Here is a 24,417-nt window from a genome sequence, read left to right on the forward strand (position 1 = left end):
ATGATCTATGACTTGAGCACCGGAAATCTACGAAAAGCGGTCAAACGGCTGGAAGTCTCAACACAAATCGCGCCCCGCCCACACGGTCCTCAACGGTGATCTGGCCCCCATGAGCCACCACGACGTCACGCGCGATGGCCAGGCCCAGGCCCGTTCCGCCGGCGTCGCGGCTGCGGGCGGCGTCCAGGCGGGTGAAGCGCTGGAAGATGCGCTCGCGATCCTCCTCGGCGATCTCCACGCCGTCGTTCTCGACCGCCAGCAGCGCCGTGTGCTCGCCCTCCCTGCGGACCTCGACCTGGACCGTGTGCTCGGCGTGGCGCTGGGCGTTGTCCAGCAGGTTCGTCAGCACCCTGGCGAGCTGGAGCCGTACACCCTCGACCACCACCCCCTCGGTCAGTTCCACGTGCACGGGCACCTTGTCGCAGCGCACGGACAGCTCCTGGCAGACCAGCTCGGCGAGGTCCACCCGCTCCTTGGCCACGTCCACCCGGGAGCCGATCCTGGCCAGCAGCAGCAGGTCGGTGATGATGGCCTCCAGGCGGTCGGTGTCGCGCAGCGCGCTGTCCACCAGCGCCTCGACGTCGGTGTCGTCGGGATAGAGCTGGGCGCTCTCCAGCTGGGCGCGCAGGCCCGCGATGGGGGTGCGCAGCTCGTGCGAGGCGTCGGAGGCGAACTGGCGCTGCTGCTGGGCCGAGCGTTCCAGCCGGGCCAGCGTGCCGTTGACGGACCTGGCGAGCTGGGACACCTCGTCCTGGCCCGGCGGCTGCGTGACGCGCCGGCTCAGGTCGCCCGCGTGTACGGCGTCCAGCTCGGCCCGCAGGGTCGCCACCGGTCTCAGCGCGCGTCCCGTGACCAGCCACGTGGCCCACGAGGCCAGCCCGATCAGCACCCCGACCTCGATGAACACCACCACTTCCAGGCCGCGGTTGGCCAGCAGGTCGGGCGTGCTGCGGCCCGCGTAGACCACGGGGGAGTCGGCGAACAGGCTCACCCGGACGGCCGTGACGTGGATGCACTCGGTCGGCAGGCAGTTCATCACGCTGACCACCCGGTTCTCGGGCGTGGGGCGGATGTCGCTGAGCGGCGGCAGGTTCCTGGCCGCGTCGCTGCTGGCCAGGATCTGCCCGTTGGGGCCGACGACCTGGATCAGGTCCACCGGCGGGTTGGGCACCGGGATGGCGGCGCCCATGGGCAGCGCGCCGCCGCGCATCTCGTATGCGATCCGCTCGGCCGTGTCCCGGGTGTCGCGGAAGACGCTGGCCGTCATCAGCGATCTGGCGGTGATCACCCCGGCGACGGCCACGGGGATGAGCACGAGGGCGGCTACAGCCGTCGCGATGAGGGTGACGCGTCCGCGCAGGGATCTGGCCCACCAGGGTGGCACCCTGTGAGGTTACCGAGCGTGATTACCGACATTTGCCGCGTTAAGGGAAAGATTCCCCCAACCCGGGGCCGAATCCGGTCAGCGCTGGATCCAGACCGCGGTGTCCGGCGGGATGGCCCCGTCCTCGGCCAGCGGGCCGCTGGACAGCAGCACCGCGCCGCCCAGGTCGAGCCGCACCGGCTCCTCGCCCGTGTTGAGCACCACGACCAGCCCCGGGTCGCGCTCGATGGCCAGCACGTCCTTGGGGGAGTCCAGCCACGTCACGGTGCCGCCGCCGAGCGCCGGGTGCTCCCTGCGGAGCTTCAGCGCGGCGCGGTAGAGGTTCAGGGTGGAGGCGGGGTCGTGCTCCTGGGCCTCGGCCGACAGCGGACCCCACGAGGCGGGGATCGGCAGCCACGGGTCGCGCCAGCCGAAGTCGCCGGAGGCGGTCCACGGGATCGGCACCCGGCAGCCGTCGCGGCTCTCGCCGGTGCGCCGGAAGGCCGGGTCCTGGCGCAGCTCGTCCGGCAGGTCGAGCACCTCGGGCAGGCCCAGCTCCTCGCCGTTGTAGAGGTAGGCCGAGCCGGGCAGGGCCAGCATGAGCAGCGTGGCCGCCCGGGCGCGGGCCAGGCCGCCGTGGCGGGTGACGTGGCGGGGCTTGTCGTGGTTCGACAGCACCCATGTGGTGGGCGCGCCGACCAGCTCCGACTCCTTCAGCGCCTTCTCGATGACGGTACGGAACGACTTGGCGTGGAAGTCGGCCATCATGAACTCGAACGAGAACGCCTGGTGCAGCTCGTCGGGCCCGACGTAGCGGGCCAGCCGCTCGGGGGAGGACACCCACGCCTCGGCCACCGCCATCCGGCCGCCGGGGTAGGAGTCGAGGATCGGCCGCCACTCGCGGTAGATCTCGTGCACGCCGTCCTGGTCGAAGTACGGGAGCTGCTCGTCGCCGAGCATCTCGGCCTGGCGGCCCTCCTTCGGCCCCACGTCGGGCAGCCCGGCGGCCTTGATCATGCCGTGCGCCACGTCGACCCTGAAGCCGTCCACGCCCCGGTCGAGCCAGAAGCGCAGGATGTCGCGGAACTCGGCGCGCACGTCCGGGTTCTCCCAGTTGAGGTCCGGCTGCTCGGGGGCGAACAGGTGCAGGTACCACTGCCCGTCCGCCACCTGCGTCCAGGCGGGGCCGCCGAAGATCGACTCCCAGTCGTTGGGCTCGTCGCGGAAGATGTAGCGGTCGCGCAGCCCGGCCTGGAACCAGGGGTGCCGGTCGGAGGAGTGGTTCGGCACCAGGTCCACGATGACCCTGATGCCCTTGTCATGGGCGTCGGCGATGAGAGCGTCGAAGTCGGCGAGCGCGCCGAACATGGGGTCCACGTCCCGGTAGTCGGCCACGTCGTAGCCGCCGTCGGCCATGGGGGAGGTGTAGAAGGGGCTCAGCCAGATGGCGTCCACGCCCAGGTCGGCGAGGTAGCCGAGGCGGTCGCGCACGCCGGCGAGGTCGCCCATGCCATCGCCGTCCGCGTCGGCGAAGCTGCGCGGGTAGACCTGGTACACGACGGCGTCACGCCACCAGTCGTCGTTGCCGAGCATGGCTGTCCTTCCCTGGATGCCCGAGATGTCCCGTGAGGTTGTGGTGAAGGATGTCGCGATCGTTCGGCCGGGGTCAAGCGCAACTTGCGGAAAGTTGCATACGTCACCCTGACCCGCCCGTACTCCTGCCTGAGGCCGCTTGCGGGAGGCGCTTTCGCGGGGTTCGGTGAGGATCACGTAACGCTCTTTCGCAAGTTCTTCCAATTCTTGCAAAGAGCCGCTAACGTCCCGGAAACGTTAGAGCTTTCTTCCGGCGGCGCTCGCGTGGCACCGCCGTTCCTGCGTGACCTCAGGAGGTCCCATGCGCATGCGGGCTCTGGGTGTGGCCGCTCTCGCGACCCTCGCTTTCGCCGCCACGGCGTGCGGCGAATCCCAGCCGGCTTCCCCGTCGGCGTCCCCGGCGGCACCCGGTGCGTCCGCCTCCGCCCCGGCGGCCAAGAGCGGCGGCACGCTCGTGATCTGGGCCGACCCCAGCCGAGTCAAGCCGCTCAAGCCGTTCGCCGACCAGTTCGGCACCGAGAACGGCGTGACCGTCGAGGTGAAGGAGATCAGCAAGGACAACCAGACGACCTTCCTCACCGCCTCCCAGCAGGGCAGCGGCCCGGACATCATGATCGGCGCGCACGACTGGATCGGCAATCTCGTGCAGAACGGCGCCATCGACCCCGTCACCCTGACCGACGAGCAGAAGGCCGCCTTCTCGGCCAAGGCGATGCAGGCCGTGACGTTCAACGGGCAGGTCTACGGCGCCCCGTACGCGGTGGAGAACATCGCCCTGATCCGCAACACCAAGCTCGCCCCCGACGCGCCCGCCTCGATCGAGGACATGATCGCCAAGGGCAAGGAGCTCAAGGCGGCCGGCAAGGTCAAGGAGGTGCTCTGCATCCCCGTCGGCCAGAAGGGCGACGCCTTCCACGTCTACCCGATCTTCGCCTCCGCGGGCGGCGCGCTGTTCGGCGCCACCTCCACCGGCGACCCCGACCCCAAGCAGGTGCTGGTCGGCTCGCCCGACTCGGTCAAGGCGTTCGGCAAGCTCAAGGACCTGGGCGAGAAGGGTGACGGCGCGCTGCGCACGTCGATCACGAACGAGAACTACATCGTGAACTTCGCCGGCGGCAAGTGCGCCTACCTGATCTCCGGCCCGTGGGCGATGAGCGAGGTCAAGAAGGGCGGCATCACGTACGACATCACGGCCGTCCCGGCGTTCAAGGGCGGCAAGCCCGCCACCCCGTTCGTCGGCGTGCAGACGTTCTTCGTGGCCTCCAAGGGCAAGAACAAGGCCCTGGCCCAGGAGTTCGTCGCCAACTACGTGACCAACAAGGACGTCGCGAAGGCGCTCTACGAGGCCGACCCGCGGCCTCCGGCGCTGACCGCCGCCCTCCAGGAGGTCCAGGCGAGCGACCCGGACGCCGTCAAGTTCATGGAGGCGGGCAAGGACGGCCTGCCGATGCCGGCCATCCCCGAGATGGCGGCCATCTGGGAGCCGTTCGGCATCGCCGAGAACGCCGTCGTCAAGGGCGGCGACGCGGCCAAGGCCGCCGCGGCCGCGCAGAAGGCCATCGACGGCTCGCTCAAGCACTGATCATGACCCTCGACGTGCGCGAGGCCCCAAGAAAAGGCGGGGAGCCCAAGGCGGCTCCACGGCCCCGCCGGGAGATCACCACGGCGTTCGTGGTGAGCAGGATCGCGGTGCTGGCCGTGGCCGCCGCGATCCTGCTCTACGCCGCGCCGCCGCTGGTCGCCGCCGAATCATGGGTCTCGCTGGGGCTGCTGGGCGCCGTCAGCGCGGCCATCGCCTACCTCTACCTGACCCGCCGCTTCATCCCGGCCAAGTATCTGGTCCCCGGCACCGTCTTCCTGATCGCGTTCCAGGTGTTCCCCGTGGCCTACACGGTCACCACCGCGTTCACGAACTTCGGCGACGGGCACCGCGGCGACAAGGCCGCCGCCGTCACCGCCATCGAGACCGGCTCGGTGCGCCAGACCCCCGGCTCGCCCGAGTACGCCATGACGGCCGCCCTGCGCGGTGACGAGCTGGTGTTCCTGCTGGTCGACCCCAAGACCAAGCAGGTGCGGCTGGGCGACGCCAAGGGGCTGTCGCCGCTGGCGGGCGCCCAGGTCGGGGTCACCGGCAAGGTGCTGGCGGCCCCCGGGCTGACCGTGCTCAAGACGCCCGAGGCCGCCGCCCGCGGGCAGGAGATCTCCGCGCTGGCCGTGCCGACCGGCGACGGCGTGATCAAGGCGAACGGGCTCAGCCGGGCCGTCGAGGGCAAGGCGGCGCTCGTGTACGACGCCGGCTGCGACTGCGTGCGCGGCAACGGCGACACCTGGACGGCCGACGAGAGCCAGGGCTTCTTCGTCAACGCCAAGGGCGAGCACCTGGCGCAGGGCTGGCAGGTCGGCGTCGGCCTCGACAACTTCGCTCGGGTGCTGACAAATCCGACTATTTCGGGATATTTCGCGGGGGTGTTCGGCTGGAACCTGGTCTTCGCGCTGGCCTCCGTGCTCGGCACGTTCGCGCTCGGCATGTCGGTCGCGCTGGCGCTGCACCACCCGCGGATGCGCGGCACCCGCTTCTACCGGATCGCGCTGATCCTGCCGTACGCGATGCCCGCCTTCGCCATGCTGCTGGTCTGGCGTGACATGTTCAACCGCGACTTCGGCCTGATCAACCAGCTTCTCGGCGCCAACGTCGACTGGCTGGGCGAGACCGGGACCGCCCGGTTCGGGGTGATCCTGGTCAACCTCTGGCTCGGCTTCCCGTACATGTTCCTCGTCACCACCGGCGCGCTGCAGGCCATCCCGCGCGAGCTGACCGAGGCGGCGGCCATCGACGGGGCCACGCCGTGGAAGGCGTTCCGGCGGGTGACGCTGCCGCTGCTGCTGGTGGCGCTCACGCCGCTGCTGATCTCGTCGTTCGCCTACAACTTCAACAACTTCAACGCGATCGCGCTCACCACCGAGGGCGGGCCGTTCCCGGCCGACAACCCGCAGGTGGGCGGCACGGACCTGCTGATCACCTACACCTTCAGGCTGGCGTTCGGGGCGGGCGGGGCGCAGTTCGGCTTCGCCGCGGCGGTCTCGGTGTTCATCTTCACGATCGTGGCCGTCATCTCGGCCGTGGCGTTCCGCCGTACCCGCAAGCAGGAGGAGGTCTACGCGTGAAGCTCGCCCTCAGGCACGTCTTCGTGCTGATCGTGTGCGCGTTCGCGCTCTTCCCGATCCTGTTCGTGGTCTCGGCCGCGATCAACCCCATGGGCACGCTGGCCTCGACCGACCTGCTGCCGACCGGGGCCAGCCTGGCCAACTTCGCCCACCTGCTGACCTCCGACAGCTACCCGTTCGGCCGGTGGTTCTTCAACTCGGTGTTCATCGCGCTGGTGGCGTCGTTCGCGAGCCTGCTGCTGTCGATGCTCGCCGCGTACGCCTTCAGCCGCATGCGCTTCGCGGGCCGCCGGGTCGGGCTGCTGGCGCTGCTGCTCATCCAGATGTTCCCGCAGTTCCTGGCCATCGTGACGATCTTCATGATCTTCACCAGGGTGACCGAGCTGTATCCGGCCTTCGGGTTCAACACCGTCTGGGGGCTGATGCTGCTCTACCTCGGCGGCGCGCTCGGCGTGAACACCTGGCTGATGAAGGGCTTCCTCGACACCGTGCCGAAGGAGCTGGACGAGGCCGCCACCGTGGACGGGGCCACGCACGCGCAGATCTTCTGGCGGGTCATCATGCCGCTGGTCACGCCGATCCTCGCGGTCACGGCGCTGCTGGCGTTCATCGGCACGATGAGCGAGTTCCTCATGGCGAACGTGTTCCTGCGCGACCCCGAGAGCAAGACCCTCGCCGTCGGCATGTACGGGATGATCGCCGGCGACCACCGCAACGCGAACTTCGGCATGTTCGCCGCGGCGACGCTGCTTACCGCGATTCCGACGGTGAGTGTGTTCCTCTGGTTGCAGAAGTATATCGTCTCCGGGCTCACCGCCGGGGCTGTCAAGGGATAGGTGCATTTGCGCTTCATCGGGGAGCCGCATCACGACGGCTCAGCTCTGTACGTCTCCGAGCAGGAGCCCGCACTCGGCTCGCGGGTGACGCTGTGGCTGCGGGCGCCGCTGGCAGCCGGGATCACGGGCGTGCACGTGCGTACCGTGCACGACGGCGAGCCGCGCTACGCCGAGGCGGCGCCGGACCCGTCGCGGCGGGAGGCCGGCGGGTACGGCGGCACGGACGTCTGGTGGCGGGCCGAGATCATCGCGGTCAACCCGGTGACCCCGTACCGGTTCCTGCTCGCCACGCGGGGCGGCCAGGCGTGGCTGACCGCGGCCGGGCTCGTCACCCACGACGTGACCGACGCGGGCGACTTCCGCCTCGTGTGCCATCAGCCGCCGCCCTCCTGGATGTCGGACGCGATCGTCTACCAGATCTTCCCCGACCGCTTCGACCGCTCCCGGCCCATGCGCGACCTGCCCGACTGGGCGCTGCCGCGCGACTGGGACCACGACCCGGTCATCCCCGCCGGCCCCGGCACCGCGGGGCAGTTCTACGGCGGCGACCTCGACGGCGTCGCCCAGCGGCTCGACCACGTCCAGAGCCTCGGCGTGAACACCGTCTACCTGACGCCGATCTTCCCCGCCCGCTCCAACCACCGCTACAACGCCTCCACGTTCGAGCACGTCGATCCGCTGCTCGGCGGCGACGAGGCGCTGCACCGCCTGTCCGGAGCCCTGCACGCCCGCGGCATGCGGCTGCTCGGCGACATCACCACCAACCACTGCGGCGACACGCACGAATGGTTCACCGCGGCCGTCTCCGACGTGAACGCGGTCGAGCGCGAGATGTTCTACTTCGACCCCGACTCCGGCGACTACGAGTCCTGGTGGGGCGTCAAGACGCTGCCCAAGCTCAACTGGGGCAGCGAGCTCGTCCGGGCCCGCATGCGGGCCGTGCTGAAGAAGTGGCTCGGGCCGCTGGACGGCTGGCGCGTGGACGTGGCCAACATGACCGGCAGGCACGCCGCCGACGACCACAACCACGAGGTCGCCGCCATGCTGCGGGCCGAGCTGGGCCCCGAGGCCGCGTTCATCGCCGAGCACAACCACGACGCCTCCTCCGACCTCGACCGCGACGGCTGGCACGGCACCATGAACTACGGCGGCTTCACCCGCCCCGTCTGGACCTGGCTGCGCGGCCCCGAGCTGGACCTCGACCACTTCCTCGGCGTGCCGGGAGGCGTCCCGGCGCGCGACGGGACGGCCGCGCTGGCCACGTTCCGGTCGTTCGCGTCCCACATGTCGTGGCGCTCGCTCGTCCACTCCTGGCAGCTGCTCGACTCGCACGACTCGCCCCGCATCCGCACCGTCACCGGCTCGCGCGAGCGCCACCTGCTCGCGCTCGGCCTGCAGGCCACGCTGCCGGGCACGCCGATGGTGTTCGCGGGCAGCGAGTTCGGCCTGACCGGGGTGAACGGCGAGCACTCCCGCACCCCGATGCCCTGGAACCGGCCCGCGGACCAGGATCTCCCGACGCTGGCGGCCTACCGGGAGCTGTTCGGGCTGCGCCGCGCCGAGCCCGCGCTGCGCCACGGCGGCCTGCGCTGGCTGCACGCCGACGCCGACTGCCTGGTCTTCGCGCGGGAGACGTACGAGGAGTCGATCCTGGTGTGCGTGCGGCGGGCGCCCGGCGCGCCGCTGCGCCTCGGCGTCCACGCGCACGGCCTCTACAACGCCGAGGACGGGGACGTGCTTCCGGGCGACGGACCTTCGGTGCGTCTCTGGCGTCTCGCGCGCTGATCACGCTACCTTGGGCTACCCCCCCATCCGCTCCAACTCGATAGTGGTGTGCTCGAATGAGGTTGCTGACCGTAGCCGTCATGGCGGCTGTCCTGCCTGCTTTCTCGCCTGCGGCCCCGGCCCACGCGCTGGCGGGCACCACGTACTACGTGGACTCGAAGTCGGGTAACGACGACGCGGCGGGCACCAGCGCCACCGCGCCGTGGAAGTCCCTTGACAAGGTCAACTCCGCCGACCTCAAGCCGGGCGACGCGGTCAGCTTCAAGCGCGGCAGCTCCTTCACCGGCCCGCTCAAGCTGGAGGCCAACGGCACCGCGGCCAAGCCCATCGTCATCCAGGCGTACGGCACCGGCCCGCTGGCCAGGATCAGCGGCATGGACGACGACTGCGTCGTGCTCAGCGGCGACCACTGGCGCGTCGGCGGCCTGCGGGCCTCCCGCTGCCGCTGGGCCGGCTTCGAGGTCGCCGGCGACAGCAACGAGCTGGCCGGCGTGCAGGCCGACGGCAACATCGCGGGCGTCTACGTCACCCCGTCCGGCTCGCGCAATGTCATCCGCGACAGCGTCCTGACCGACAACAACCGGATGAGCGTCAACGACGAGGGCGGCGACAACGACTCCGGCGCCTTCGGCGTGCTGCTCAACGGCGACGACAACCTCGTGACCGGCAACACCATCACCGGCAGCTACGCCAAGAGCGCCGACTACGGCACCGACGGGGCCGCCGTGGAGATCTTCGACGGCGACCGCAACCGCGTCACCCACAACATCTCCAGGAACAACGAGACGTTCACCGAGCTCGGCGCCCAGAAGGGCAAGACCGCCACCGGCAACGTGTTCGCCTTCAACGTCGTGACCTCCTCCCGCAGCCGCGGCTCGTTCCTCATCACCCGCGGCCCGCGCCACATCGTCGGGCCCGTGAAGGGCACGATCGCCGTCCAGAACTCGGTCTACCTGCCGGCCCGGGACACCATCGGCTGGTCCTGCCACGACGGCTGCGCCCCGTCGATCCTGAAGCTGCGCAACAACGTGATCGTGGTGGGCGGCGAGGCCGGCTGGGAGGACGGCAAGGGGGCCGACGAGGGCGGCAGCGTCTACCAGGGCCGGGTGAACAAGTTCAAGCTGGGGCCGAAGTCGATCGTGGCCGACCCGAAGTTCGTCTCCCGTACCGACCTGCGGCTGCGGCCCGGCTCGCCGGCGCTCGGCCGCGGCCTGACCCTCAGCCCCGCGTGGTACGGCGGCAAGGCGCTCGGCAAGGACATGGTCGGCAAGCCCCTGGCCGGCGCCCCCGACGCAGGCGCCTACCAGCGCTGACGCGCCCCTCCTGGCCCTTTCCCGCACCGGCGTCGCCCCCTGCGCCGGTGCGGGGACTCCTGGGCCACGTGGCGCCGCCATACCCATGGACGCCGGGGCGCGGTCTGCCGCGCTCCCCATTCCCCCACAAGGACCGCAACCCCGGACGGTGGGAAAGGCTCCTCTCCTTGGCGGGTGTAAAGATGCAGTGAGTGTAAGCTTGCATGCCATGGAGGAGTCCCGGCGCGAGCGCAAGAAGCGGCAGACCAGGCAGTTGCTCGTCAGCACGGCGCTCAGGCTGTTCGCCGAGCAGGGATACGAGCAGACGACCGTCGCGCAGATCGCCGCCGCGGCCGACGTCGCCACCAAGACGTTCTTCAACTACTTCCCGACCAAGGAAGACGTGCTGTTCGCCGAGGTCCTGGAGTACATGGAGCAGATGGCCGGCGTGGTCGCCGAGCGCGAGCCGTCGGACCGCGTCGCCGACGTGCTGCTCAAGACCTACGACCGGGTCATCGCCCACTACCTGACCAAGGGCCCGCCGGCGGGCGACCGCGAGCTGGCGAAGGTCTACGAGCACCTGCTCGCGACCGTGCCCGCCATCCAGGCCAAGGCGCTGCACATGATGTTCGGGATGCAGCGCGAGGTCGCCCGGCACCTGCTGGAGGCCTTCCCCGACGAGCTCGACCCGATCAGCGCCGCGGCGGTGGCCGGCGCGTTCGTGGGCGCGGTCCAGGGGGCGGGCGGCGCCGCCCGCGAGGCCGGCCAGTCCGATGAGGAGATCGTGGCCTCGATGGCCCGCGCCGCCGAGATCGCCATCGGCGGGCTGCGCCCGTTCTAGAGTGGACGGGTGCTTCCAGATCTTCGCCAGCCGCTGGTGCGGCAGCTCGCCGAGTCCGACGTTCCCCGGCGCTACTGGCACCTGGGCGACGAGGACGGGCGGGCCTGGCTGTTCGAGAGCGTCGAGGGCGACGGCCTCGAACAGTGGGCGATCAGGCAGGTGCTGGTGAGCGCCGACCGGACCGCCCGCCGCTACTGGTGGCGCCACCTACAGGACGAGTACGGCTTCCTCACCGACCAGCCGCTGGAGGTCTGGGAGCTGGCCGAGATCACGGAGCAGGCGTTCGAGGCCGTCTGGGAGGCGAGCGACTGAGGCGTCAGCTGCCGGCGGCCAGCACCGGGTAGAGGCGCTCCAGCTCGCCCGAGAGCCCGGCCTTCGACTGCCGGCTGATGGCGTCGGCCAGCACCTCGTAGGCCCCGGTCTCCAGGGCGTCGAGGGCCTGCGCGACGACCTCCTCAGGGGTGATCTTGGGTCCGGTGACGTGGGCGGCCATGTCAGTGTCGATGTAGCCCGCGTGCACCCCCAGGACGTGGGTGCCCTGCTCCTTCAGCTCCAGCCGCAGGGCGTTGGTCAGGGACCACGCCGCCGCCTTCGACGCGGCGTACCCGCTCGCCTGGGGCAACGTGATGAACGACAGCACCGACAGAACGTTCACCAGCGCCCCGCCGCCGTTGCGGGCCAGGACGGGAGCGAAGGCGCGGCTCATGGACAGCGTGCCGAAGTAGTTGGTGTCCATCTCGGCGCGCGCCGAGTCCAGGTCCGAGCTGCCGGAACGCGAGATGCCGGCGTTGTTGACGAGCAGGTCCACGTCGCCGCAGCGCTCGGCCGCGGCCGCGACGGCGGCCGGGTCGGTGACGTCGAGCTCGATCGGGGTGAGGTTCGTGCCGGTGATCGTGGCGGGGTTCCTGGCGGCCGCGTAGACCGTGCGGGCTCCCCGGTCCAGGAGGGCCTGGGCGAAGGCGGCGCCCAGGCCGCGGTTGGCGCCGGTGACGAGTGCGACGCTGCCGGAGATCTTCATGACGACTGCTCCAAAGGTGTTGTCAGGGACGTTCGAGGATGAGGGCGTTGGCGAGGCCGCCCGCCTCGCACATGGTCTGCAGCGCGTAGCGGGCGCCGCGCTCGGCCATGGCGTGGACCAGGGTCGCGGCGATGCGGGCGCCGCTGGCGCCCAGCGGGTGGCCGAGGGCGATGGCGCCGCCCTTGACGTTGACCTTGGCCGGATCGGCGCCGGTCTCCTGGAGCCAGGCCAGCACGACGCTCGCGAACGCCTCGTTGACCTCGAACAGGTCGATGTCGGCGAGGCTCAGCCCCGCGCGGCGCAGGACCTTCTCGGTGGCCGGGATGACGCCGGTGAGCATGAGGATCGGGTCCGAGCCGACGACGGCGAAGCTGTGCAGGCGGGCCAGGGGCCGCAGGCCCAGGCGGGCCGCCGTCTCCGAGGTGGTGACCAGTACGGCCGCCGCCCCGTCGTTGATCGGGCTGCTGTTGCCCGCGGTCACCGACCAGTCGATCTGCGGGAACCGCTCGGCGTAACCGGGGTCGGTGAAGGCGGGCCTGAGCCCGGCCAGGATCTCCGGCGTCGTGCTCGGGCGTACCGACTCGTCCCGGTCGAGGCCGCCGACGGGCGCGAGCTCGCCGGCGAAGGAGGAGGCGGCGGCCTTGCGGTGCGAGCCGGCGGAGAACTCGTCGAGCTGCTCGCGGCTGAGCGACCACTTGGCCGCGATCAGCTCCGCGCTGATGCCCTGTGGCACCAGGCCGCCGGGGAAGCGCGCGGCCAGTGCCGGGCCGAACGGGTCGGCGCCCGCGGGCACGTTCGACCACATCGGCACCCGGCTCATCGACTCCACGCCGCACGCCACCACCAGGTCGTACGCGCCGGACATCACCCCTTGGGCGGCGAAATGCACCGCCTGCTGTGACGAACCGCACTGCCGGTCCACCGTGACCGCGGGAACCGACTCCGGGAGGCCGGCCGCCAGCCAGGCGTTGCGGGTGGTGTTCATGGCCTGCTCGCCCACCTGGTCGACGCAGCCGCCGATCACGTCGTCCACCAGGGACGGGTCCACCCCGCTGCGCTCGATCAGGGTGCGCAGCGTGTGCGCGAGCAGGTCCACCGGGTGGATCGCGGACAGGCCGCCGCCCGGTTTGCCCTTGCCGATCGGAGTACGTACGGCTTGCACGATGACGGCATCACGCACAGCGCCCTCCTCATCAGTTGGAAAACTGAACCCACTCTAGACCCGGTGGGTTTGATTTTCCAACGGACCCCCTTGATCAGGAGGTGGAGCGCGCGAGGCCGTCGATGATCAGCTGGATGGCCGCGTCGAAGGTGCGGCCGATCTCCTCGGGATCGTCCGACATGTGCCCCTCGGTCTCGGCCAGGATGAAACCCGAGACGAACGCGTGCAGGATGTCGCTCGTCCGCCGCAGCTCCGACTCCGGGACCCCCGCCAGCCGCAGGATGCGGTAGAGCGTCTGCCAGACGGGCAACCGCCGGTCGGCGACGAGTCTCGGATGGGTGTGGACATATCTCCATATGGCGGGGTGTTCTTTCGCGTGCCGGTGATAGTCCAGCGCCAGCGCCATGAGCTGCTCCTCCCACGGGGCGCCGTCGTCCGGCGGGACGTGCATGCGCTCGGCCGTCGTGGCGCAGACCAGCGCCAGCAGCGCGTCCTTGCTCTCCACGTGGTGGTAGAGCGACATCGGGTTGACGTTCAGCTCGGCCGCCAGCTTGCGCATGGACAGCCCGTCCACCCCGCTCTCGTCCATCAGGCGCACCGCCGTGGTGCCGATCTCGTCGAGGGTCAAAGGTGCACCCCTGCGTGCGCTCACTGCCATACACCGTATGGTAGCGTCAGCCATACGGTGTATGGCTACTCGAAGGGAGCATCATGGCGGAGATCCCCGCCCCGCAGGGCCTGCCCATCCTCGGCAACACGCTGCAGATTCCCTCTCACTCGCCGATGGAGCACTTCGCCCAGGTCGCCACCCGTTACGACGAGGGCATCTACCGGCTGGAGATCGTCGGCCGCACGGTCGTGGTGGTGTACGACCCCGACCTGGTCGCCGAGGTGTGCGACGAGAGCCGGTTCGTCAAGCGGATCAAGCCGCCGCTGACGATCGTGCGCGACTTCGCCGGTGACGGGCTGTTCACGGCCGACCCGGATGAGCCGGTGTGGGGGCACGCGCACCGCATCCTGATGCCGGCCTTCAGCCAGCGGGCCATGAAGGCCTACTACGGGCAGATGCTCGAGGTCGCCGAGCAGCTCGTCGAGTCGTGGGCCGCCCGCCAGGGGGAGGACCTGCCCGTCGCCGACGACATGACCCGGCTGACCCTGGACACGATCTCGCTCACCGGGTTCGGCTACCGGTTCAACTCCTTCGACTCTCCCGAGCTGCACCCGTTCCTGCAGGCCATGGGCGGCGCGCTCACCGAGGCCATGCTGCGCAACCAGCAGCTGCCGTTCGTCACCAAGCTCAAGCGCGGGCGCGAGGAGGCGTACCGGCGCGACATCGCCACCATGCAGTCGCTGGTCGACGACGTGATCAGGCAGCGCCGCGCCGAGGGCGCCACCGGCTCCAAGGACCTGCTCGGCCTCATGCTGGAGGCGTCCGACCCGCAGAGCGGCGCCCGCCTGTCCGACGAGAACATCCGCAACCAGGTCCTCACCTTCCTCATCGCCGGCCACGAGACGACCAGCGGCCTGCTCTCCTTCGCCCTCTACAACCTGCTGCGCGAGCCGCACACCCTGGCCCGCGCCTATGAGGAGGTGGACCGGCTGCTGCCGGGCGACGAGCCGCCTGCGTACGAGACGATCATGAAGCTCGACGTCATCGCGCGCGTCCTGGAGGAGACCCTGCGGCACTGGTCGCCGATCCCGGCCTTCAATGTCAGCGCGGTCGAGGACACCACGATCGGCGGCTACCCCATCGCCAGGGATCAGAGCGTCGTCGTGCTGCTGCCGGTGCTGCACCGCAGCCCCAGGGCGTGGGAGCGGCCGGACGAGTTCGACATCGACCGCTGGCTGCCGGAGAACAAGCAGAGCCATCACCCCGGGGCGTACAAGCCGTTCGGCAACGGCGAGCGGGCCTGCATCGGCCGGCAGTTCGCGCTGACCGAGGCCAGGCTGGCGCTGGCGATGATCCTGCGGCGGTTCGCGATCTCCGACCCGAGTGTCTACCGCATGAAGATCAAGCAGACCCTCACCCTCAAGCCCGACGGGTTCACGCTCAGGGTCCGCGAGCGGCGGGCGCACGAGCGGACCGTCGTCGTGGCCCAGGAGGTCGAGGAGAGCGCGCAGCAGGAGATCGCCGTCACCGGCGTGCCGCTCACCGTCGCCTACGGCTCCAACCTCGGCACCAGCTCCGACATCGCCGAACGCCTGGCCGAGCGGGCCGGCCGCGCGGGCTTCGCCACGACGCTGACCTCCCTCGACGACATGACGCCGCCGAGCGAGGGCCTGCTGATCGTGGTCGCCTCCTCCTACAACGGCAAGGCCCCCGACAACGCCCAGCGCTTCGACGCGCTGGAGGCGCTGCCCGACCTGTCCGGGGTCCGGCTGGCCGTGCTGGGCTGCGGGAACACGCAGTGGCCCACGTACCAGGAGTTCCCGAAGCGCGCGTACGAGAAGCTGACGGCCGCCGGAGCGGTGCCGCTGATCGAGCGCGGCGAGGCCGACGCGGACGGCGACTTCGACGGCGACGTGACCGCCTGGACGGCCGGGCTGTGGGCGGCGCTGGCCGAGGAGTACTCGGCCTCCACCGAGAGCGCCGGGCCGCGTTACGAGATGGAGGTGCTCAGCGAGGCCGAGGTCAGGCCCTCGGTCGTCTCCTCGCGCGCGTTCCCGCTGACCGTCGTCTCCAACGAGGAGCTGACCTCCGACCCGACCGGCCTCTGGGACTTCTCGACCGAGGCGCCGCGTCCCGGCGTGCGCTCCATCGTGGCCCGGCTGCCCGAAGGCGTCACCTACTCGGCGGGCGACCACGTGGCCGTCTTCGCCAAGAACGACCCCGAGCTGGTGGAGTGGGCGCTGCGCTGCCTGCGCGTCCCCCGCGACCAGGTGGTACGGCTGCGCGCCGCCGGATCCACCCACCTGCCCGTGGACACGGCGGTCACGGCGGGCCTGCTGCTGACCGAGTTCGCCGAGCTGCAGGAGGTGGCCACCAGGTCGGACCTGGAGGCGCTGGCCGCGCACACCGCCTGCCCCTGGACCAAGGGCCAGCTCGCCGAGCTGACCGCGAACTACGCCGACGAGATTCTCGCCAAGCGCGTCTCCCCGCTCACCCTGCTGGACCGCTTCCCCGCGATCGAGCTGCCGCTGCCAGTGTTCCTGGAGATGGCCGGGCCGATCAAGCCGCGCTACTACTCCGTCTCTTCCTCGCCGCTGGCCGACCCCTCGCTCGTGCGCCTCACCGTCGGCCTCGTCGAGGGCCCGGCCTGGTCCGGCTCGGGCACGTACCAGGGGATGTGCTCGGCCTACCTCGCCGGGCTGAAGGAGGGCGAGGTGTTCTACGGCTACATCCGCGTGCCCGCGCCGCCGTTCCGGCTGCCGGACGACCCGGCCACGCCGGTGATCCTCATCGGCCCCGGCACCGGCTTCGCGCCGCTGCGCGGCTTCATCGAGGAGCGCCTGCTGGCCGGGGCTCCCGGCCGCGCCGCCGTCTTCACCGGCTGCCGCCATCCCCGGCACGATGAGCTGTACGCCGACGACCTGGCCCGCTGGGGCGTGCCCGCGCACGCCGCATACTCCGCCGTGCCCGGGCACCCGCACCGGTTCGTCCAGGACGCCGTCGCGGCGCACGCCGACGAGGTGTGGGAGCTGCTCTCCCAGGGGGCATACGTGTACGTCTGCGGTGACGGGCTGCGGATGGCTCCCGCGGTGCGGCAGACGCTGCTGGACATCTACCGGTCACGGACGGGGGAGGACGGGGCGGGGTGGCTGGCCGAGCTGGAGTCCTCTGGCCGCTACCAACAGGACGTCTTCGCTTGACCCCCGCCCCCGCCCGCTCCGCGCCCGCTCCCCGCCCGCTCCCCGCTCCCAGCCGGTCGCCCGGCCCCGGGTCGGCGAGCTGCGGCGCGGCGGGGGCCATTCACCGTGCGACCATCACGGCGGGTGGCGCCTGCCGCGCCGCGTCGGCGGGATGTGGCGCGGTGGGGCTCGGCGCCCTCGTGCGGCGGCCATCGCGGCGGCCCGTCGCGGCGGGTGGCCTCCGCCGCGCCGCGTTGGCGGCGTGTCGTTCGGCGGGGGTCGGCGCTCTTGTACGGCGCATGGTGGGGGCGTATTCAAGGGTGTGAGATCGCGTGTCGTGGGGTGGTGATGCGTGGCCGGTGCAGGGCGTGAGACCTCGGCCCGGTGGGCGGTGCGGGGTGGTCGGAGGGGCGGGGGAGGGGCGTACCATGACCTGCGGAAACCTGCGACAGCCCTTTATCGACATTCCGGACTTAACGCTGCATGCTGGGATATAACCGCAGCATGCGCGACATATCTGTGGAACATGCTCGAAACTTTTCCACGGCACTGTGAGAGCCTCTGAAAGGGGGCGGCAATGCTGCTGCGACTGAGGGTGTCGCTGCCGGACCGGCCGGGCGGCCTTGGCCAGGTCGCCAAGTCTCTTGGAGCGCTGGGCGCGGACATCCTGCAGGTCACCGTGCTCGAACGCGAGGCCGGACGGGCCGTGGACGATTTCACTGTTTCCTGGCCTGGGCCGGTGACCGCCTCAGAGGCTCGCGATCGATTGTCGGCCATGCCGGGCGTACGGGTGGAGGGCGTCTGGGCGACCAAGGAGGTGCCGGGCTCGGCGCTGGACTATGACCTTCTCATGCACGTCGTGTCCCAGCCCGCCCGGGGATTCGCCGCGCTGGTGGACGCGCTGCCGGGGTTGTGCGGCGCGGAGTGGTCGGTGGCCCTGGCCGACGGTGCCGTACGGCACGCCTCGCTGGCCGCCCCCGAGAAGTTCGAGCTGAACCTGCCGGAACCCCCGCCGCGGGCCGCCACCCTGGACGCCAATGAACTGCGCCTGATGCTGCTGCCGGTGGTGGCGCAGGGGTTGCACCTGGTGGTCGCCAGGGCGGACGGGCCGGTGTTCCACCGCGCCGAGCTGGAGCGCGCCGCCCGCATCGTGGACGTGGTCGCCAAGCTGGCCGCCCGCGCCCGGCCCGGGGCGGCAACCGGCTAGTCGTGGCGGGGCAGGCCGGACACCTCGTGGCCGGCGTGGAACAGGGCCTCCGCTATGAGAGCCCGTACGTGGGAGTCGCGTGCGCTGTAGAGCACGCGACGCCCGTCCCTGCGGGTGTCCACCAGTCCCGCCAGCCGGAGCTTGGCGAGGTGCTGCGACACGGACGGGCGGGGCACGCCGATGGCCTCGGCAAGCGAGTTCACATCCTTCTCGCCCGATGACAGCAACCACATCAGCCTCAGCCGGGTGCCGTCGCTGAGCATGCGGAAGGCGTCCACCGCCGCGTTCACCTGAGCGGGAGTGGGTTGCTCTTGCGACTGGTCGGCACCTGAGACGTTGTCGCGTGCGTACATGACTACATATCCTGGTCAAAAGGGTCGAATTGCGCAAGCGAGGAATGCCATGACTGACCACAGGGGCCATACGCCACACGGACACGGGCACGGACACGGACATGGACACGGGCACGGGCATCTCGGCGGGAGCCGCGGGTGGCTCGCCCGGGTGGGGCACGCTGTCGCGGCTCACAATCCGCTCAGCGCCCACTCCCACGACAGCGCCGACAAGACCGATGCCGCCCTGGAGACCAGCAGCCGCGGCATGCGCGTGCTGGCCGTCTCGTTCGCAGTCCTGATGGTCACCGCCGCCGTTCAGGCGGTGATCGTCATGGCCTCCGGGTCGGTGGCGCTGCTCGGCGACACCCTGCACAACGTGGCCGACGCGCTCACCGCCGTCCCGCTGGCGATCGCGTTCTCGCTCGGCCGCCGCGCCGCCACCCGGCGCTTCACCTACGGGTACGGCAGGGCCGAGGACCTGGCGGGCATCGTCATCGTCCTGCTGATCGCCGCCTCGGCGGCCCTGGCCGGATATGAGGCCGTCACCCGGCTGCTGAACCCCCAGGACCTCCGGGCCGTCGGATGGGTGGCCGGGGCGGCGGTGGTGGGGTTCGCGGGGAACGAGTGGGTGGCCCGCTACCGGATCAGGGTGGGCCGGGAGATCGGCTCGGCCGCCCTGGTGGCCGACGGGCTGCACGCCAGGACCGACGGCTTCACCTCGCTGGCCGTCCTCCTGGGCGCGGGCGGCGCCGCGCTCGGCTTTCCCCTGGCGGACCCGATCGTGGGGCTGCTGATCACGTTCGCCATCTGCTTCGTGCTGCGGGACGCCGCCCGCGAGATCTACCACCGGCTCATGGACGCCGTGGACCCCGCCCTGGTGGACCGCGCCGAGAGCATCCTGGGCGCGGTGGACGGGGTGCACCGCGTCGGCTCCGTACGCCTGCGCTGGATCGGCCACGCCCTGCACGCCGAGGTGGAGATCCTGGTAGATCATGACATGTCGGTGGTGGACGCCCACGCGGTGGCGGTGGAGGCCGAGCACCGGCTCATCCACGAACTCCCGCGCCTGAGAGCCGCCACCGTCCACACCGACCCGCACGGCCCCGCGGGCGCCGACCACCACGCCAGCCTGTCCACCCACCGGCCGGGCTGAGCCCGCCGCCGCGCCTCGGGCAACCGGCCCGGGCCACGGAACCCTCCCTTGACCGCACGCCGACCGTGAGGAACGCTGAAGCGGAGACGATGCCGGGGGCATTACGCGTGAGGCGTCCATTCATCACCTTGCTGTCCGCCAACGCTCTGTCCGTCACCGGAAACGTGCTCTCCATGCTCGCCGTCCCCTGGTTCGTCCTGGAGACCACGGGAAGCGCCGGGCTCACGGGGCTGGCCGCCTTCGCCACCACGTTCCCCATCGTCATCTCCGCCGCGTTCGGCGCCACGCTGGTGGACTGGCTGGGGTTCCGCGGGGCGAGCGTGGTGTCCGACCTGGTGAGCGGGGTGGTCGTGCTCGCCGTTCCGGCGCTGTTCCTGACGACCGGGCTGTCCTATCCGCTCCTGCTGCTCCTGCTGTTCGTACGGTGGCTGGCCGCCACGCCGGGGGAGACCGCGCGCAAGGCCATGCTGCCCGACCTGTCGGCCCTCGGCCGCGTCCGCATCGAGCACGCGACGGCGGCGTACGACGGCGCCAGCCGCGGCGCGACCATGGTGGGCGCCCCGCTCGCCGGCATCCTGATCCTCTGGGCGGGACCGAGCACGCTCCTCATCGTCGACGGCGTCACCTTCCTCCTGTCGGCGGCGCTCATCGCCGGCGGAGTCCCGCGCATCGAGAACGGCGAAGGCGAATCCGGCGGCTACATCCGCGACCTGCGCGACGGCCTGGCCTTCCTCTGGCGCGACCGCCTGCAGATGAGCGCCACCAGCATGATCGTGGTCGTCAACATGCTCGACACGGGCGTGACCCAGGTGCTGCTGGCCCTGTACGCCCGCGATGTGGCAGGCGACCCCCGCGCGTTCGGCCTGCTCACCGGCGCGCTCGGGGCGGGCGCCGTGGCGGGGACCATCGTGTACGGGGCCGCCGGCGAACGATTACCCATGAGGCTGACCTACGGAGTGTGCTTCCTCATCGCCGGCGTCCCCCGCGTACTGGTCCTGGCGCTCGGCGCGCCGTTCCCCGTGGCGCTCGCCACGGCCGCGCTGTCCGGGTTCGCGGCCGGCGCGATCAACCCGATCCTCGGCATCCTGCAGTTCGGCCGCATCCCCGCCCCCATGAGAGCGCGGGCGCTCGGCACCATGACGGCCGCCGCGTACGCGGCCATGCCGGCCGGCGGGCTGCTGGCCGGCTCCCTCACCGAGCTGACCAGCTTGCGGACCACGCTCTACGCGTTCACCAGCCTCTACCTGATCACGTCCATCCCGCCGTTCGTCTGCCGGGCCTGGCGGGAGCTGGATCAGTCGTCTACCGCGAAAACGTAGCCAGTAGCGCGGACTCCGTGATCGGGGACTCGTGCGTGCCGGCGACCGTGCACGCGTGCGCACCGGCTGCCGCGCCCAGCCGTACGCACTCCTCCAGCGGCCGGCCGCGCAAGGTGCCGTACAGGAAGCCGGAGACGAACGCGTCGCCCGCGCCGTTGCTGTCGGCCACCGGCCCGGGCAGCGGCGCGGCCGGGAAGGCGCGCACGCCGGAGCCGCGCGTCAGGACGAGGCAGCCGTCGGCCCCGCGCGTGCAGACGACGGTGTGGGCGCGGCCGCGCCCGAGGATGTCGCGCATCGTGGCGGCCGGGTCGGCCAGCGCGGTGGCCGACAGGAACACCAGGTCGGACCGGTAGGCGAAGTCCTTGTGGTAATCGTTGGCGCCGTCCCAGTCGTGCAGGTCGGTGGAGATCGGCGTGCCGTCGAGGTCGGGGTAGACGTGGCGGCAGAAGTCCATGATCGACAGGTGGACGTGCCGGGCGCGCGTGTTCGCGTACAGCTCGCGCGGCAGCCGCTCGTCCGGTGTGGCCTTCGGGTCGTGGAGCGAGGTGCGGCGGCCGTCCGGACCCACGAGCAGGACGCTGCGCCGGGTGCCCGCCGCGGCGGGCCCGAAGGAGCAGTCGACCTCGCGCAGCGCCTGACGGACCAGGGCGCCCTGCGGGTCGTCGCCGATCAGGTCGGCGAAGGCGACGGCGAGCCCGAGCGCGTGGCAGCCCAGCGCCACGCCCGCGCCGGTGTTGCCGATCCGGTCGACGACCGGGGGCACGTGGTAGGTGTCCCGGTACGGCAGCGGCAGCTCCGGCACGTACACCGTCGAATCGACCCCGGCCCCGCCGAGGACCAAGATGTCGGTATTCATGGCCTCCACTCCGTGGAGGCGGGCTCGGTCGCCTGGGAGCCGTCGCGGGTCACCGGTTGACCAGCGGGCCGGAGCCGGTGGAGCCGCGGACGACGAGCTCCGGCTGGAAGATCAGCTCGACGTGCTTGGCGGGGGCGCCGTTCACCTCTTCGAGGAGCGTCTGCACGGCCGCCGACGCCATCGCGCCGATCGGCTTGCGTACGGTGGTCAGCGGCGGGTCGGTGAACGCGATCAGCGGCGAGTCGTCGAACCCCACCACGGACACCTCTCCCGGCACCGACAGCCCCCGCTCCCGGCAGGCGCGGATCGCGCCCAGCGCCATCAGGTCACTCGCGCACACGATGCCGGTGCAGCCGCGGGCCAGCAGCTGCGCGGCGGCCGCCTGCCCGCCCTCGACGGAGAACAGCGAGTGGGCGATCAGCTCGTCGACGTCGGTCGCGCCGAGCAGCTGCGCCATGGCCTGCTTGTAGCCCTCGATCTTCCTGATCACCGGCACGAACCTGCGCGGCCCCAGCGCGATCCCGATCCGCTCGTGGCCGAGGTCGACCAGGTGCTGCACGGACAGCCGGGCGGCCATGCGGTCGTCGGGCGAGATGAAGGGCGCGTCGATGTGCTCGCTGTAGCCGTCGACCAGCACGATCGGCAGCCCGCGGTCGGTCAGGCGGGTGTAGCGGTCCATGCGGGCGGTGCTGTCGGCGTGCAGCCCGGAGATGAACACGATGCCGCTCACCCCGCGGTCGACCAGCAGCTCGGTGAACTCGTCCTCCGGTGCGCCGCCGGGCAGCTGGGTGCACAGGACCGGCGTGTAGCCGTGCTGGGTCAGCGCCTTCTCGATGGCCTGCGCGAACGCGGGGAAGATCGGGTTGTCCAGCTCCGGCGTCACCAGGCCGACCAGCCCGTTGCTGCGCTGGCGCAGCCGGGGCGGGCGCTCGTAGCCCATGAGGTCGAGCGCGGTCATCACCGCCTGGCGGGTGGCGGCCGAGACGCCGGGTTTGCCGTTGAGCACCCTGCTGACCGTGGCCTCACTCACCCCGGCCTGGGCGGCGATGTCGGCTAGGCGAGCGTGACCGTTCATGCCACTCACTTTACTTTCCACCAGGCCGCCGAATCCCCTGCTCCAGGGACATCCGACGCGATCAGGAGCTCCCCGTCGATCCCGAAGTCCACCGGCGTCGCGGTGAGGTTGACGGCACAGACGTACGGTCCCCTGGAGAACACGAGCGTCCCCTCGGGCGACTCGTGCCAGACGAGGTCCCCGCTGAGCCCGCGCCGCAGCCCCAGCGCCTCCCGGTACAGCTCCAGCGTCGAGCCGGGCGTCCCTTCCTGCGCCTCCACGCTCAGCTCGGCCCACTCGGACGGGATCGGCAGCCACGGGTCCTGCCAGCCGGACTCGCGCGTCCACGGCAGCGGGACGCGGCAGCCGTCCCGGCCGCTGTCGGGGTCGCGCAGCCGCTGCGGGTCCTGGCACACCTCCTCCGGCAGGTCGAGCACCTCGGGCAGGCCCAGCTCCTCGCCCTGGTAGACGTAGACCGAGCCGGGCAGCGCGAGCGTCAGCAGCGCGGCCGCGCGGGCCCTGGCCAGGCCGCCGTAGCGGGTGACGTGCCGCTTGACGTCGTGGTTCGACAGCACCCAGGTGGTCGGGGCGCCCACGGAGCCGGCTGTGGCGAGCGAGGAGTCGATCACCGCCCTGAGCTCGGCGGCGTCCCACGGGGTGAACAGGTAGTGGAAGTTGAACGCCTGGTGCAGCTCGTCCGGGCGGACGTACATCGCCAGCCGCTCGGCCGTCGGCGCCCACGCCTCGGCCACGCCGATGCGCCGGCCGGGATAGGAGTCGAGCACGCGCCGCCACGCGCGGTGGATGTCGTGCACGCCGTCGTTGTCGAAGTACGGCACCGGCTCCTTGCCGATCAGCGTGGTCTGGTTCGGGTGGCCGATGTCGGGCAGGTCGCGCGGCTTGACCATGCCGTGCGCCACGTCCACGCGGAAGCCGTCCACGCCCAGGTCGAGCCAGAACCGCAGGATCGACTCGAACTCGCCGCGCACCTCGTCGTTGTCCCAGTTGAGGTCCGGCTGCGCGGGATCGAACAGGTGCAGGTACCACTGCCCGTCCTCGACCCGCGTCCACGCCGGGCCGCCGAAGATCGACTCCCAGTCGTTCGGCCGATCGCGGAAGATGTAACGATCGCGGTGCTCGCCGCGCAACGCCTCCTGGAACCAGGGGTGGGCCGAGGAGGTGTGGTTGGGGACGATGTCCGTGATCACCCGCAGGCCGAGGGCGTGCGCCTCGTCGATGAGCGCCTTGGCGTCCGCGAGCGATCCGAACAGCGGGTCGACGTCCCGGTAGTCCGCGACGTCGTACCCGAAGTCGGCCATGGGGGAGGTGTAGAAGGGCGTCAGCCAGATGGCGTCGACGCCGAGCCCGGCCAGATAGGGCAGGCGATCGCGAACGCCGATCAGGTCACCCACGCCGTCGCCGTCTCCGTCGGCGAAGCTACGCACGTACACCTGGTAAATCGCGGCGTCTCGCCACCATGCGGTCATAGTCTCCCCCTGACGGTCTCGACTATGAAATCCCTTGCCGCAAGTTTACGCAAGCCCTTACATACCCCTCCAATCCGGAAATTTCGGTGTAAGAACCCACAAAGCCCTCGACCGAAACGCCTGCGCAGGAGATTCTTTATGTCAAGGGTGGACATCTAGCGT

20 protein-coding genes are annotated in these 24,417 nt (G+C 71.0%); 11 read left to right on the plus strand and 9 right to left on the minus strand.

The annotated features are described in order from the left end of the window. Positions 1-40 precede the first annotated feature (40 nt). Positions 41-1,384, minus strand: coding sequence for an ATP-binding protein (locus tag ABZX61_RS07420; protein ID WP_355192306.1), 1,344 nt, complete (start codon positions 1,382-1,384; stop codon positions 41-43). A 78-nt stretch (positions 1,385-1,462) separates the two neighbouring features. Then, positions 1,463-2,956 (minus strand): glycoside hydrolase family 13 protein, encoded by a 1,494-nt coding sequence (locus tag ABZX61_RS07425; RefSeq protein WP_355192308.1) that lies wholly within the window; start codon positions 2,954-2,956, stop codon positions 1,463-1,465. 301 nt (positions 2,957-3,257) lie between these two features. On the opposite strand from ABZX61_RS07425, the gene ABZX61_RS07430 reads away from it, so the two are divergent. From ABZX61_RS07430 to ABZX61_RS07460, 7 genes are all read left to right on the plus strand, one after another. Continuing rightward, on the plus strand, positions 3,258-4,538 hold the full coding sequence (locus ABZX61_RS07430) for a maltose ABC transporter substrate-binding protein (protein ID WP_355192310.1): 1,281 nt from the start codon (positions 3,258-3,260) through the stop codon (positions 4,536-4,538). 2 nt (positions 4,539-4,540) lie between these two features. Next, on the plus strand, positions 4,541-6,121 hold the full coding sequence (locus ABZX61_RS07435) for an ABC transporter permease subunit (protein ID WP_350726856.1): 1,581 nt from the start codon (positions 4,541-4,543) through the stop codon (positions 6,119-6,121). Continuing rightward, the gene (locus ABZX61_RS07440) at positions 6,118-6,957 is read left to right on the plus strand and encodes a sugar ABC transporter permease (protein ID WP_319714304.1); all 840 of its coding nucleotides are present in this window, start codon (positions 6,118-6,120) and stop codon (positions 6,955-6,957) included. Before ABZX61_RS07435 ends, ABZX61_RS07440 begins: the two co-directional genes overlap by 4 nt. Continuing rightward, positions 6,958-8,742: a glycoside hydrolase family 13 protein gene (locus ABZX61_RS07445; RefSeq protein ID WP_355192312.1), complete on the plus strand. Its 1,785-nt coding sequence runs from the start codon at positions 6,958-6,960 to the stop codon at positions 8,740-8,742. Positions 8,743-8,822: 80 nt separating this feature from the next. Beyond that, a complete protein-coding gene (locus ABZX61_RS07450; protein WP_355192314.1) occupies positions 8,823-10,055 on the plus strand; it encodes a right-handed parallel beta-helix repeat-containing protein in 1,233 nt (410 codons plus the stop codon). Positions 10,056-10,263: 208 nt separating this feature from the next. Beyond that, positions 10,264-10,875, plus strand: coding sequence for a TetR family transcriptional regulator (locus ABZX61_RS07455; RefSeq protein WP_355192316.1), 612 nt, complete (start codon positions 10,264-10,266; stop codon positions 10,873-10,875). A 9-nt stretch (positions 10,876-10,884) separates the two neighbouring features. Continuing rightward, a complete protein-coding gene (locus ABZX61_RS07460) occupies positions 10,885-11,187 on the plus strand; it encodes a hypothetical protein (RefSeq protein WP_355192318.1) in 303 nt (100 codons plus the stop codon). A 4-nt stretch (positions 11,188-11,191) separates the two neighbouring features. Here the strand turns inward: ABZX61_RS07460 and ABZX61_RS07465 are convergent, their stop codons facing one another. The 3 genes from ABZX61_RS07465 to ABZX61_RS07475 all read right to left on the minus strand — a co-directional run bounded on the left by ABZX61_RS07465 (position 11,192) and on the right by ABZX61_RS07475 (position 13,713). After that, a complete protein-coding gene (locus ABZX61_RS07465; protein WP_355192320.1) occupies positions 11,192-11,893 on the minus strand; it encodes an SDR family oxidoreductase in 702 nt (233 codons plus the stop codon). A 22-nt stretch (positions 11,894-11,915) separates the two neighbouring features. After that, positions 11,916-13,073, minus strand: a complete 1,158-nt coding sequence (locus ABZX61_RS07470) for a thiolase family protein (RefSeq protein WP_355192322.1) — start codon at positions 13,071-13,073, stop codon at positions 11,916-11,918. Between the two features lie 76 nt (positions 13,074-13,149). After that, positions 13,150-13,713, minus strand: coding sequence for a TetR/AcrR family transcriptional regulator (locus ABZX61_RS07475; protein ID WP_350726865.1), 564 nt, complete (start codon positions 13,711-13,713; stop codon positions 13,150-13,152). 53 nt (positions 13,714-13,766) lie between these two features. Here ABZX61_RS07475 and ABZX61_RS07480 point away from each other — a divergent pair, with 53 nt between their 5' ends. Both ABZX61_RS07480 and ABZX61_RS07485 read left to right on the plus strand, forming a co-directional pair. After that, positions 13,767-16,865 (plus strand): cytochrome P450, encoded by a 3,099-nt coding sequence (locus ABZX61_RS07480; protein ID WP_355192324.1) that lies wholly within the window; start codon positions 13,767-13,769, stop codon positions 16,863-16,865. Positions 16,866-17,421: 556 nt separating this feature from the next. Continuing rightward, positions 17,422-18,051 (plus strand): amino acid-binding protein, encoded by a 630-nt coding sequence (locus ABZX61_RS07485; RefSeq protein ID WP_350726867.1) that lies wholly within the window; start codon positions 17,422-17,424, stop codon positions 18,049-18,051. Here ABZX61_RS07485 and ABZX61_RS07490 read toward each other — a convergent pair. After that, positions 18,048-18,404 (minus strand): metalloregulator ArsR/SmtB family transcription factor, encoded by a 357-nt coding sequence (locus ABZX61_RS07490; RefSeq protein WP_350726868.1) that lies wholly within the window; start codon positions 18,402-18,404, stop codon positions 18,048-18,050. The two genes, ABZX61_RS07485 and ABZX61_RS07490, sit on opposite strands and share 4 nt — an antisense overlap. A gap of 151 nt (positions 18,405-18,555) precedes the next feature. Here ABZX61_RS07490 and ABZX61_RS07495 point away from each other — a divergent pair, with 151 nt between their 5' ends. Next, entirely contained in the window at positions 18,556-19,539 is a 984-nt protein-coding gene (locus ABZX61_RS07495; protein ID WP_355192326.1) for a cation diffusion facilitator family transporter, read from the plus strand. A 107-nt stretch (positions 19,540-19,646) separates the two neighbouring features. Then, on the plus strand, positions 19,647-20,858 hold the full coding sequence (locus ABZX61_RS07500; protein ID WP_355192328.1) for an MFS transporter: 1,212 nt from the start codon (positions 19,647-19,649) through the stop codon (positions 20,856-20,858). On the opposite strand, the gene ABZX61_RS07505 is transcribed toward ABZX61_RS07500, so the two are convergent. From ABZX61_RS07505 to ABZX61_RS07515, 3 genes are read right to left on the minus strand one after another with little or no spacing between them, the layout of a single operon-like run. After that, positions 20,842-21,714, minus strand: coding sequence for a PfkB family carbohydrate kinase (locus ABZX61_RS07505; protein ID WP_355192330.1), 873 nt, complete (start codon positions 21,712-21,714; stop codon positions 20,842-20,844). The genes ABZX61_RS07500 and ABZX61_RS07505 overlap by 17 nt on opposite strands. Positions 21,715-21,763: 49 nt before the next feature. After that, on the minus strand, positions 21,764-22,789 hold the full coding sequence (locus ABZX61_RS07510) for a LacI family DNA-binding transcriptional regulator (protein WP_350726872.1): 1,026 nt from the start codon (positions 22,787-22,789) through the stop codon (positions 21,764-21,766). Between the two features lie 5 nt (positions 22,790-22,794). After that, on the minus strand, positions 22,795-24,255 hold the full coding sequence (locus ABZX61_RS07515; RefSeq protein WP_355192332.1) for a glycoside hydrolase family 13 protein: 1,461 nt from the start codon (positions 24,253-24,255) through the stop codon (positions 22,795-22,797). Positions 24,256-24,417: the final 162 nt, after the last annotated feature.

Origin of the sequence: Nonomuraea sp. NPDC003709 (genome assembly GCF_040610775.1) — a bacterium.
GTDB classification, from domain to species: Bacteria; Actinomycetota; Actinomycetes; order Streptosporangiales; family Streptosporangiaceae; genus Nonomuraea; species Nonomuraea angiospora_A.

Coding starts and splice junctions, on each gene's coding strand:
- ABZX61_RS07465 (WP_355192320.1), bottom strand. CDS start 11,893: ATGAAGATCTCCGGCAGCGTCGCACTCGTCACCGGCGCCAACCGCGGC.
- ABZX61_RS07515 (WP_355192332.1), bottom strand. CDS start 24,255: ATGACCGCATGGTGGCGAGACGCCGCGATTTACCAGGTGTACGTGCGT.
- ABZX61_RS07435 (WP_350726856.1), top strand. CDS start 4,541: ATGACCCTCGACGTGCGCGAGGCCCCAAGAAAAGGCGGGGAGCCCAAG.
- ABZX61_RS07490 (WP_350726868.1), bottom strand. CDS start 18,404: ATGTACGCACGCGACAACGTCTCAGGTGCCGACCAGTCGCAAGAGCAA.
- ABZX61_RS07455 (WP_355192316.1), top strand. CDS start 10,264: ATGGAGGAGTCCCGGCGCGAGCGCAAGAAGCGGCAGACCAGGCAGTTG.
- ABZX61_RS07505 (WP_355192330.1), bottom strand. CDS start 21,714: ATGAATACCGACATCTTGGTCCTCGGCGGGGCCGGGGTCGATTCGACG.
- ABZX61_RS07480 (WP_355192324.1), top strand. CDS start 13,767: ATGGCGGAGATCCCCGCCCCGCAGGGCCTGCCCATCCTCGGCAACACG.
- ABZX61_RS07485 (WP_350726867.1), top strand. CDS start 17,422: ATGCTGCTGCGACTGAGGGTGTCGCTGCCGGACCGGCCGGGCGGCCTT.
- ABZX61_RS07430 (WP_355192310.1), top strand. CDS start 3,258: ATGCGCATGCGGGCTCTGGGTGTGGCCGCTCTCGCGACCCTCGCTTTC.
- ABZX61_RS07425 (WP_355192308.1), bottom strand. CDS start 2,956: ATGCTCGGCAACGACGACTGGTGGCGTGACGCCGTCGTGTACCAGGTC.
- ABZX61_RS07510 (WP_350726872.1), bottom strand. CDS start 22,789: ATGAACGGTCACGCTCGCCTAGCCGACATCGCCGCCCAGGCCGGGGTG.
- ABZX61_RS07475 (WP_350726865.1), bottom strand. CDS start 13,713: ATGGCAGTGAGCGCACGCAGGGGTGCACCTTTGACCCTCGACGAGATC.
- ABZX61_RS07450 (WP_355192314.1), top strand. CDS start 8,823: ATGGCGGCTGTCCTGCCTGCTTTCTCGCCTGCGGCCCCGGCCCACGCG.